This window comes from Flavobacterium sp. GNP011 (assembly GCF_056428925.1).
Window position 1 is genome coordinate 134,620 of the sequence record NZ_JBWJVJ010000008.1, and the last position, 10,901, is coordinate 145,520.

Below are 10,901 nucleotides of genomic sequence, written 5' to 3' on the forward strand. Positions count from 1 at the left end.
ACTGTATTCCCGACCATAAAAACTACGGCCGAAAAAGCCTTGTTTTTTAAAATCGGGAGATGCCGTTCCTATCTGGGCTAAAAAAAGCCGTTACAAACACACTCTTTCTTATTATACCTTTCCTACCTTATAATGACTACAACAGAATTAAAAGATTTTCTAGACGACAAAGTTTTACAATACAACACCTTAGATTTCATAGAAAGTGATCCCGTTCAAATTCCGCATCTGTATTCACAAAAAGAAGATGTTGAAATTGCTGGTTTTCTAAGTGCTACCATTGCCTGGGGGAATCGTAAAATGATCATACAAAATTCGCATCGCATGCTGGATTTGATAGGCAATGCACCTTATGATTTTGTGATGTCACACACTCCCGCTGATTTAGAACGGTTAAATACATTTGTTCATCGTACTTTTAATGGTAAAGATTTCATTGGATTTATCCAATCTTTACAAAACATCTATTCCCATCACGGTGGACTAGAAACGGTTTTTACCAAAAATCAAGAACCTCATTCGATGCAAAATAGCATTTCCGAATTTAAAAAAATCTTTTTTTCTATCCCTCATCTCGCACGAACTCAAAAACACGTTTCAGATCCTTTAAACAATTCGGCAGCAAAAAGAATCAACATGTATTTAAGGTGGATGGTTCGAAATGACAAAACTGGCGTTGATCTGGGGATTTGGAAAAGCATCTCAACGGCTTCCCTATCTTGCCCGCTAGATGTACACTCCGGTAATGTGGCTAGAAAATTGGAGTTGCTTTCTCGAAAACAAAATGATGGAAAAGCCCTAGCAGAATTAGACGCTAAACTTCGCGAATTTGACGCACAAGATCCTGTAAAGTATGATTTTGCCTTATTTGGACTAGGCGTTTTTGAGGGTTTTTAAAACGTTTTCCAAGGCGCTGTTGTATCTTTATGAATAACAAAAAGACTGTAAATTAGCGCATTTGCTTGATTACTTTCAAAAAGACTATCTTTGCAAAAAATTTAAGCAAATGACTACTTTTGAGCAATTCAATCTTCCTAAATCCGTACAGAAAGCGATCGATGATTTAGGATTTACAACACCTACCCCTATTCAAGCAAAAACATTCTCAGTAATCATGTCTGGTAGAGATATGATGGGAATTGCGCAAACGGGAACTGGTAAAACATTTGCTTACCTACTTCCTTTACTCAAATTATACAAATTTACTCCTGGACATACTCCTAAAATAGTGATCCTAGTCCCTACGCGCGAACTTGTAGTGCAAGTGGTGGAAGAGGTTGAGAAATTGACAAAATACATGTCGGTTCGTACTATTGGTATTTTTGGTGGTGTAAACATCAATACACAAAAAACTACTGTTTACCAAGGTTGCGACATATTAGTTGGAACACCCGGCCGAATAATGGATTTAACATTGGATAACGTAATCCGATTTGAGGAAATGCAAAAACTCGTAATTGATGAGTTTGATGAAATGCTAAATCTAGGTTTTAGAACGCAACTTACCGCCATTTTGGCAATGATGCCAAAGAAACGTCAGAACATTCTTTTTTCAGCTACCATGACTGATGAAGTAGATGCTATTTTGAATGATTTCTTTGATTATCCCGAAGAAGTTACACTATCTGCGTCAGGAACTCCGTTAGAAAACATTACACAAATCACCTACAACGTTCCTAATTTTAACACGAAAGTTAATTTATTAAAACACTTATTATCTACCACACCAGATATGAGTCGCGTTCTTGTTTTTGTAAACAATAAGAAAATATCCGATTTACTACACGATCGCATAGAAGAAGATTTTGATGGACAATTTGGTGTCATTCACTCTAATAAATCACAAAATTATCGTTTGAGTACTATGGCCTCTTTTCAAGAAGGAAACTTAAGAGGTTTGATTACAACAGATATTATGGCAAGAGGTTTAGATATCTCTAATATAACACATGTAGTCAATTTTGAAATACCAGAATTACCAGAATTGTACATGCACAGAATAGGTAGAACTGGTCGTGCAGATGCTACAGGTACTGCAATCAGTTTAATTGCTCCACGCGAAGAGGAGTTTAAAATTGAGATAGAACTCCTGATGGATATGGAGCTTACTATTGAAGATTTCCCAGAAACAGTTGAAGTATCCTCAAAATTAATTGAGCCTGAGAAAGAAAGACAACCTATTAAGTTTTTGATGAAAAAACAAAAACTAGCTGGTGATGGTGCTTTTCAGGAAAAAAGTAAGAAAAACAAAAAGGTGAACTTAGGAGGTCCAGGAGTTACTAAGAAAAAAACTCACGGATCCGTTAATAGAAACATGTTGAAGACCAGAGATAAAAAACGAAAAGATAAAAAATAAATTACTTAAAAAGGGCTGCTACAACAGCCCTTTTTAGTATGATACATTTACTTATTATCTGTAAAAACAAGACAAACAGGCGCACACAATTCTATTTTTTTACCTGTATTGGTTAGCGTTCCTGTTTTTTTATTTCTTTTAAAAATAATTACGTCATTTGAATATTGATGCGCAACTAGTAAAAAAGCACCTGTAGGATCTATTGCAAAATTACGTGGTCCTTTTCCTAATGTTGAAACGTGCTCCACTAATTGGAGTGTCCCATTAGCATTGGCTTTAAAAATTGAAATGGTATTGGCATCGCCACGATTAGTAGCATATAAAAACTTTCCATCAGGAGAAAAATGAATATCTGCAGCTGTAAAATTTCCTTTGAAACCTCCTGCTAATATAGACGTTTCATCTCTTTTAACTAGTTTACCCTCTTTATAACTGTACACTGTAATCATACCACTAAGCTCTTGCAGAACGTAAACTAATTTGCCATTTTTACTAAAAGTTAAATGCCGTGGTCCACTTCCTGCTGTTACGAAAATGCTATCTTTTATTTGTAGCACATCAGTTTTTGCAAGCGGATCATAACTGTAGGAATATATTTTATCAGTTCCCATGTCATTAGCCAAAATAAATTTTTTATCCGGTGAAAAAGAGACCATGTGCACGTGAGGCGCTTCTTGGCGTTTGGGATTCAAACCTTTTCCGTAGTGTTGAATGACTTGTTTGGCTTTTTGGAGCGTACCGTCACTATTTTTTTCTAAAACACTGATCGAACCTCCTGAATAATTTGCTGCAATGACATTTTTGTCATGGTTAATAATATAGCACGGGTCAGCACCCTCAGCACTTTGCTTATTTAAAAACTGAATTGCTCCACTAGAAGCATTGTAATTAAAAGCACTAATTGTACTTTCTTTTCCAAACTCATTCACAGAATAAACGAAATTATTTTGACTGGATACTGTTAAAAAACTTGGATTAACTGTCTTATCAGTTGCGCTTTTATAACTGAAATCCCCATTTGAAGTATCAAAGTCATAAACATAAATGCCTTTACTGTCGCAATTTTGAGTGTAGGTCCCTATTAGTAAATTGATTTTTTTATTCTGTGCTTTAACAGAAAGACTAAAAACGAGGAGTATCAAGAAAACAAAAGATTTTTTCATAGTGTAAAAATTTGCTATTAGGCTAAAATACAGATTTAATGCACGCAGAAGTGAAATTATTTATTATTCAAAATTTACGAAACGTGCTGATAAACTGTCAACAAATTTGTATTTTTGATTCCATTATAAGCAATGAAATCCATTGGAGTTTTAACACATTCTAGTCAATACCATCACAGTATGCATTTTAAGCACCCTGAAGTTTTATATTTTTTATTCCTTTTACTCATACCTATATTGGTTCATCTTTTTCAATTGCGAAAGTTTAAAACCGAATTCTTTACAAATGTTCGATTTTTAAAGGCACTCACCATTCAAACTAGAAAAAGCTCTAAAATAAAAAAATGGCTCCTTTTAACCTGCAGATTATTACTATTGACATGTATTATCATTGCTTTTGCTCAACCTTTTTTTTCCTCAAAAGACAGTAAAAATAAAAACAATGAACTATTTATTATTTTAGATAATTCCTATAGCATGCAGGCTAAAGGAAAGAAAGGAGAACTATTAAAAAGAGCTGTTCAAGAACTGCTTGAAGAAACACCAGAAAATATTACATTTTCATTATTAACAAATTCTGAAAACTTTTGGAACACCGATATAAAATCAGTTCGAAGTAATTTGCAAAATTTAAAATACAGTTCTGAGTCATTCAATTTAGATAACATTCTAGCAAAGGTAAAAGCTCATAAATCCCCGTATAATAAAGATGTTGTAGTCCTTACAGATGGATTATCAATAACCGAAAAACAGGTAAAATCTAGCGATCAAAATATGAATCCTCTATTCATACTTTCAGAAGCGGAACAAAAAAATAATGCATCTGTAGATAGCGTGTTCATAAGTAAAACGGTCGAAAATTTCTATGAAATTACGGTGCAAGTTACTGGTTATGGCGATAAATTCCCTAGTGTTCCCATTTCTATTTTTGACAATAATAAATTAATTGCAAAAACTAATGTTGACCTGGATAGCAAGAAAAAAAATATCACTTTTACCATCCCGAAAAAATCATTTCATGGATATATATCTATTCAAGACAATGGTCTTGCTTATGACAACATCCTTTATTTTAGCATTTCGAAAAATAAAAAAGCAAATGTAATTAGTGTAGGAGAGCCTGCAAAAAGTAATTTCTTAACCCGAATTTACACTCCTGATGAATTTGTGTATAAAAACTATTCTTTAAGCACACTGGATTACAACAGTATAGAGCAGCAGGATGCTATTGTTTTAAATGAATTGAATGAAATACCTCAAGCCCTAGCAACTACTTTAAAATCGTTTGTGTCAAAGGGCGGACACGTTGTTGTAATACCGTCACCGGAAAGTTCAATTGAAACGTACAATTCATTTTTCAAAAATTTTGGTTCACTTTCATACAGTCCATTAGAACAAACCGAAAAGCAAATTACTAAAATCAACTTTAATCATCCCATATTCAATAATGTATTCGAATCAAAAATAACCAATTTTCAATATCCGAAGACCAAAATATCTTATCGTTTAAGCAGTTCGAGTCCCGCAGCATTATCTTATGAAGACCAGAGTCCATTTCTCACCTCCATAACAAACTCTGTAGCTACAGTAGCCGTATTTGCAGCACCTTTAAATCTTGAAAATTCTAATTTTCAGCAGTCGCCATTGATTGTACCTACGTTTTATAAAATGGTGATTAACAATCAAAATAACGGAGTTATTGCATATACAATAGGAAGTAATTTACCCCACATTACTGAAGCAGCTTTACAAAAAGACGCTATTGTAACCATTAAAGGAACCGATGAGCAATTTATTCCCATTCAACAAATCTTGAGTACTAAGGTTAAAATGACTTTTAATGGTTACCCAAAACAAGCCGGAAATTTTAGTGTTTTCTCCAAAAAAGAATGGATAGAAAATCTCAGTTTCAACTACGCAAGATCAGAGAGTGATTTAATTAGAAACAATGATAACGTACTAGCTGATTTGAACCAAGAATCATCTATTACATCATTCTTTAATGCTTTACAAACAAACCGAACCGATAACCAAATTTGGAAATGGTTTGTTATATTTGCACTACTATTTCTACTCTTAGAAATGGCTATTCTCAAATTTGTCAAATCATAAAAAAAGTTCCTTAAATATGAAATTAATTATCCGAGATGCAAAAATTATTGACCCTAAAAGTTCATTTCATAATACCATTTCAGATCTTTTAATTGTAGATGGATACATTCAAGAAATAGGAACTAATCTTGAAAATCCAGATCAAATTCAAGAAATTAAACTAGATAATTTACATCTCTCACAAGGCTGGTTTGACAGCAGTGTCTCTCTTGGAGAACCTGGATTTGAGGATCGAGAAACCATACTTAACGGGCTACAAGTAGCGGCAAAAAGCGGATTTACAAGCATTGCATTACAACCTAACTCCTATCCTGTAATTGACAATCAATCCCAAATACATTTTGTAAAAAGCAAAGCAACGCAGACTGCAACGCAACTCTATCCCATAGGCGCTATGACAAAAGATAGCGCAGGAAAAGATATTGCCGAATTATATGATATGAAAAATGCTGGTGCAGTAGCCTTTGGTGATTATAATAAAAGTACCGAAAATGCCAATTTACTAAAAATTGCATTGCAATACGTTCAAGACTTTGATGGTTTGATAATTGCTTTTTCACAAGATGAACATATTAAAGGTAATGGAGTGGCAAATGAAGGAATTGTATCAACTCAACTTGGGTTAAAAGGAATTCCAAATTTAGCCGAAGAAATTCACACTGCGAGAAATTTATTTTTACTAGAGTACACAGGAGGAAAACTACACCTGCCTACTTTATCTACTGAAAAATCTATAGCATTAGTTAAAGCCGCTAAATCAAAAGGCCTTCAGGTCAGTTGTAGTGTTGCTGTACACCACTTAGTACTCACTGACGAAAAACTACAAGAATTTGACACCAGATTTAAAGTTACACCTCCATTACGAACCGAAAGTGACCGTCAAGCTTTGCTCAATGGAGTCCTTGATGGAACAATAGATATGATTACTACCGATCATAATCCGATAGATATTGAACATAAAAAAATGGAATTTGATGGAGCAAAAAATGGTACTATTGGCCTTGAAAGTTGTTTTGGCACCCTAATGACCGTTTTACCACTTGAAGTAGTTATTGAGAAATTAACTTCTGGTAAAAAAACCTTTGGTATACCCGAAGAAATTATTGCAAATGGTTCTAAGGCTAACCTCACACTTTTCAATCCTGATTTTAAAAGTGTTTTTAGCAAATCATCTATTTTATCAAAATCCAAAAATTCAGCTTTTCTGGGAACTGATATACAAGGAAAAGTGTACGGAATTATCAATCAAGACCAATTAATTTTAGCGTAGAAGATGAATACAACAAATATAGAATCTGGTAAAACAGCCGCAATTACTAGCTACATTTTAGGAATTGGTGTTTTTATAGCCATGTCCATGAATTCCGAAGATAAAAATGAATTTGCATCATTTCATATCAGGCAAGGATTAGGAATCACACTAACTTTTATTTCACTCGGTTTGATCGTAAGTAACTTTGACAGCTTAATGATCTCAGCACCCATGTGGATCTTTACATTTGTATTGTGGTCATACGGAATTACAAGCGCAATAAAAGGAGAAACAAGACCGGTACCTCTGTTAGGTACATATTATCAAAAATGGCTTTCAAATATATCTTAAACACAATGGCATTATCACTTGAATACAAAATAAGAGAACCCAAAATAATTTTAGACAAGAATCCACTTTTGTTACTCCTACATGGTTATGGAAGTAATGAAGCTGATTTATTTTCATTTGCCGAAGAACTTCCGGAGCAGTATTATGTAATTTCGGCTAGAGCTCCGTATGACATGCAATACGGAAGCTACGCTTGGTACGCTATCAACTTTGATGCTGATGAGAATAAATTTTCAGATCACGATCAAGCCAGAATATCTAGAGATGTTATTGTTCAATTTATAGACGAATTAACCGCAACTTACCCCATTGATGCGCAAAATATTGCCTTAATAGGCTTTAGCCAAGGAGCTATTTTAAGCTATTCTGTTGCCTTATCTTACCCTGAAAAAGTGCAAAAAATCGTTGCCATGAGCGGGTATTTCAATGCAGAGATTATTAAAGACGGTTATCAAAAAAACAATTTTGATACTTTAAAAATATTTGCATCACATGGAACCGTTGATCAAGTAATACCTATTGATTGGGCAAGAAAAACACCATCAGTGATGGAAACTTTAGGCATTAACACTACCTACAAAGAATATCCTGTGGGACATGGTGTAGCGCCACAAAACTTTTATGATTTCAAGAATTGGTTACTTGAAAATTAAATAAAAAAGTCGCAGTTAAATTTAATTTCAACTGCGACTTTTTTTTATTTCTGATATATGAATGATTGATTTACTTCGAATGAAATACTTTCATCATCATTCACAAAGTATTTCAGCAGAACTTCTCCACATTTCTCCATCGCTATAATCAGCAATAATCCATCTGTGATTTAAAATTTTCACTTTGTTAATGATAAACTTATTTGCCCCTATTTGATCTTGACCTGTATAAGGATTCCCTTTTGGGTTGGCATTAAAATCCAAAAGTTTTTCAGTGACAAAAGGAATTAATTTTTCATATTGAATCATTTTATCATTCGACCCAGATTCAAAATAATTTTGTGCATTTTCATTTTTTTCTAATGAAAAGTAATTAGCACTTTGCAACTCATTTGACAATAATGCAATGCTATCTCTCAATTTTTTAGTGGTTTTATCGTAACGTTTTTGTTCAAATGCAACCTCTTTGCTCAAAAACATGTACGTAAAAATAGTAGACAAAACTGCGAGAATAGTCAAATACAATAAGAATGATTTTTTCATTTTTAGTTTAATTAAATTATAATTTCCAAATTGTCATAGGCAAGATACACGTTCTCAGGAAGTTGTTTTTCTACCTCTTCATGAAAGCCCAATACATGACTAATGTGTGTGAGATATGCTTTTTCTGGTTGCACCAAATTTATGAAATCTAAAGCTTCTTTCAAATTGAAATGTGTATCATGCGGCTCTTCTCGCAAGGCATTGATCACTAAAACTTTCAAATTTTTCAATTTTAAAACCTCCTCGTTATTGATTGTTTTCACATCTGTTAAGTAGGCAAAATCATCAATTCGATAACCAAAAACCTGCAAACTCCCATGAAGTACATCAACAGGTACGATCATTTTTTCACCCAGTTCAAAAGGCTGATTATTGATGACCTCTATCGTTTTTACAGATGGTGCTCCTGGGTATTTATTGATGGTTTCAAAAACATACGCAAAACGCTCCTTAAGATTATTAATCACTCGTGTATGAGCATAAATAGGAATCTCTCCTTGTTTAAAATTAAAAGGCCTAATATCATCAAGTCCTGAGGTATGATCTGCATGCTCGTGAGTAAACAAAATAGCATCTACTTTTTGACAATTAGATACTAGCATTTGCTGTCTAAAGTCAGGACCACAATCAATAACAAAGGAATAGTCATCCCACGATATCCAAACTGATACTCGCAACCTTTTGTCTTTAAAATCAGTACTCTTACACACGGGATGGTTACTCCCAATAACAGGAATGCCTTGAGAGGTGCCCGTTCCTAAAAAATATACTTTCAATTCAATAGATTTTATTTGCAAAAATAGGGTTAATTATCTTTCTATAATAACCTATTTCATTAACTTTGTATCATATTAGGAATTAAAAAAATGGATACAGAGATAAAATTAAAAGGTGATAAAATCATCGAACAAATCCCATCAATAAAAGACAAAGCACTTCGTATCAATTTGAACGAAAATATTTATGGGACATTTGCTGAAATTGGAGCTGGACAGGAAACTGTAAGACATTTTTTTAGATCTGGTGGTTCTTCTGGAACAATTGCAAAAGCCATGTCTGCTTATGATAAAGACTTTAGTGATGCCGTTTACGGTGTAGAATCGGACGGTAGGTATGTAACAGAGAGTAGGTTAAAAAAAATGCTTTCGCATGAAGTAAACCTTATCGAACAAAGGTTGAGTCGTGAAAAACATCCTAATAAAATGTTTTTTAGTTACGCCAACACGGTTGCCACAATAGATTTTGCTAAACAATTTAAAGGCCACGGATGGGTAGGAATTAGCTACCAAATTGAACCTGATGAAGATTACAATGAAATTATACTTCACATTCGTTTTAAAGAAACAGATGTAAGATTACAACAAGAAACCTTAGGGATTCTAGGTGTAAACTTAATTTACGGAGCTTTTTATAAATACAATGATCCTAAAAGATTGCTTCGTTATTTATATGATCACTTAGATAAAGACCAACTTGAAATTGACACCATAAATTTCTCTGGACCTCGATTTGCAGATGTAGACAACAGATTGATGAGTTTACAACTTGTGAAAAATGGCATGACAGATGCCGTGATGTTTAACCCTGATGGTAAAAACATTCTTCCTGCAGCCATTCTTTACAAGAAAAACATACTTGCTTTTAGAGGAAGTTTTCGTCCTGTGACCAAGGTAAATATGGATATGTATGAAAAGTCTTTAAAAATGTTTTTGAATGAAAACAAAGTAGATAAAGACAATACACTAGTTGTTTTTGAAATCACATTATCTAATTTACGTTCTGATGGGGAGATCAACGAAAGGGATTTTATGGATAGAGCTGAGCTTTTATGTTCACTAGGACAAACCGTTATGATCTCTAATTTCCAAGAATATTATAAAGTTGTAGAATACTTTGCTAATTATACTAAGGCTCGAATGGGTCTAGCATTGGGAGTTAATAACTTAATTGATATTTTTGACGAAAAATACTATCGCCATTTAAGCGGAGGAATTCTTGAAGCTTTTGGGAAATTATTCTACCGCGATATGAAAGTTTTCTTATATCCAATGATAGGTGAAAACGGTGAAATAATTAACTCTGACAATTTGAAGGTACATCCACGAATGAAAGAACTCTACAAATTCTTTAAATTCAATGGAAAAGTAGTTGATATTGATGATTATGATCCTACAATCTTAAATGTGTTTTCTCGTGAAGTACTCAACATGATCAACCACGGTAAGCCGGGATGGGAAAGTATGTTGCCGTCAGGTATTGCTGAAATTATTAAAGAGCACCAATTATTTGGTTATTCTCCTCAAAAAATCTTAAACGAAAGCAATTAACTTTTAGCTAAATATTAAAAATCCAGTACTCAAGAATACAATCTTGAATACTGGATTTTTTTATTGATGAAATTTTGTAAATCCTAAATTGTATTATTTTAGGATTTGAGCAGCATGTACTTTGGTTTTCACATCAGATATAAC

10 protein-coding genes are annotated in these 10,901 nt (G+C 33.5%); 7 read left to right on the forward strand and 3 right to left on the reverse strand.

Annotated elements, in window-relative coordinates; translation table 11 throughout:
* Window positions 1-132: 132 nt before the first annotated feature.
* Window positions 133-897: a TIGR02757 family protein gene (locus tag AC061E_RS09325; RefSeq protein WP_478285991.1), complete on the forward strand. Its 765-nt coding sequence runs from the start codon at window positions 133-135 to the stop codon at window positions 895-897.
* A 109-nt stretch (window positions 898-1,006) separates the two neighbouring features.
* A complete protein-coding gene (locus AC061E_RS09330; RefSeq protein ID WP_086454174.1) occupies window positions 1,007-2,356 on the forward strand; it encodes a DEAD/DEAH box helicase in 1,350 nt (449 codons plus the stop codon).
* 47 nt (window positions 2,357-2,403) lie between these two features.
* Here AC061E_RS09330 and AC061E_RS09335 read toward each other — a convergent pair whose 3' ends face one another.
* Entirely contained in the window at window positions 2,404-3,519 is a 1,116-nt protein-coding gene (locus AC061E_RS09335) for a lactonase family protein (RefSeq protein WP_478285992.1), read from the reverse strand.
* A 180-nt stretch (window positions 3,520-3,699) separates the two neighbouring features.
* Between AC061E_RS09335 and AC061E_RS09340 the strand changes: the two genes are divergently transcribed.
* From AC061E_RS09340 to AC061E_RS09355, 4 genes are read left to right on the forward strand one after another with little or no spacing between them, the layout of a single operon-like run.
* The gene (locus AC061E_RS09340) at window positions 3,700-5,631 is read left to right on the forward strand and encodes a vWA domain-containing protein (protein WP_478286003.1); all 1,932 of its coding nucleotides are present in this window, start codon (window positions 3,700-3,702) and stop codon (window positions 5,629-5,631) included.
* Window positions 5,632-5,647: 16 nt separating this feature from the next.
* Window positions 5,648-6,901: a dihydroorotase gene (locus AC061E_RS09345; RefSeq protein WP_478285993.1), complete on the forward strand. Its 1,254-nt coding sequence runs from the start codon at window positions 5,648-5,650 to the stop codon at window positions 6,899-6,901.
* Between the two features lie 3 nt (window positions 6,902-6,904).
* Window positions 6,905-7,234, forward strand: a complete 330-nt coding sequence (locus AC061E_RS09350) for a hypothetical protein (RefSeq protein ID WP_478285994.1) — start codon at window positions 6,905-6,907, stop codon at window positions 7,232-7,234.
* A 5-nt stretch (window positions 7,235-7,239) separates the two neighbouring features.
* Window positions 7,240-7,887: an alpha/beta hydrolase gene (locus AC061E_RS09355; RefSeq protein WP_478285995.1), complete on the forward strand. Its 648-nt coding sequence runs from the start codon at window positions 7,240-7,242 to the stop codon at window positions 7,885-7,887.
* A 96-nt stretch (window positions 7,888-7,983) separates the two neighbouring features.
* Here AC061E_RS09355 and AC061E_RS09360 read toward each other — a convergent pair whose 3' ends face one another.
* Together AC061E_RS09360 and AC061E_RS09365 are read right to left on the reverse strand one after the other, a co-directional pair.
* Complete coding sequence (locus AC061E_RS09360; RefSeq protein ID WP_478285996.1) at window positions 7,984-8,430, reverse strand: hypothetical protein; 447 nt, start codon at window positions 8,428-8,430, stop codon at window positions 7,984-7,986.
* 11 nt (window positions 8,431-8,441) lie between these two features.
* Complete coding sequence (locus AC061E_RS09365) at window positions 8,442-9,206, reverse strand: MBL fold metallo-hydrolase (RefSeq protein ID WP_478285997.1); 765 nt, start codon at window positions 9,204-9,206, stop codon at window positions 8,442-8,444.
* Between the two features lie 90 nt (window positions 9,207-9,296).
* Between AC061E_RS09365 and AC061E_RS09370 the strand changes: the two genes are divergently transcribed.
* Window positions 9,297-10,757 (forward strand): TonB-dependent receptor, encoded by a 1,461-nt coding sequence (locus tag AC061E_RS09370; RefSeq protein WP_478285998.1) that lies wholly within the window; start codon window positions 9,297-9,299, stop codon window positions 10,755-10,757.
* Window positions 10,758-10,901 lie beyond the last annotated feature (144 nt).

Excerpts from the sequence above, each read along its gene's own strand:
- AC061E_RS09325 (WP_478285991.1), top strand. The coding sequence starts at position 133 with ATGACTACAACAGAATTAAAAGATTTTCTAGACGACAAAGTTTTACAA.
- AC061E_RS09330 (WP_086454174.1), top strand. The coding sequence starts at position 1,007 with ATGACTACTTTTGAGCAATTCAATCTTCCTAAATCCGTACAGAAAGCG.
- AC061E_RS09335 (WP_478285992.1), bottom strand. The coding sequence starts at position 3,519 with ATGAAAAAATCTTTTGTTTTCTTGATACTCCTCGTTTTTAGTCTTTCT.
- AC061E_RS09340 (WP_478286003.1), top strand. The coding sequence starts at position 3,700 with ATGCATTTTAAGCACCCTGAAGTTTTATATTTTTTATTCCTTTTACTC.
- AC061E_RS09345 (WP_478285993.1), top strand. The coding sequence starts at position 5,648 with ATGAAATTAATTATCCGAGATGCAAAAATTATTGACCCTAAAAGTTCA.
- AC061E_RS09350 (WP_478285994.1), top strand. The coding sequence starts at position 6,905 with ATGAATACAACAAATATAGAATCTGGTAAAACAGCCGCAATTACTAGC.
- AC061E_RS09355 (WP_478285995.1), top strand. The coding sequence starts at position 7,240 with ATGGCATTATCACTTGAATACAAAATAAGAGAACCCAAAATAATTTTA.
- AC061E_RS09360 (WP_478285996.1), bottom strand. The coding sequence starts at position 8,430 with ATGAAAAAATCATTCTTATTGTATTTGACTATTCTCGCAGTTTTGTCT.
- AC061E_RS09370 (WP_478285998.1), top strand. The coding sequence starts at position 9,297 with ATGGATACAGAGATAAAATTAAAAGGTGATAAAATCATCGAACAAATC.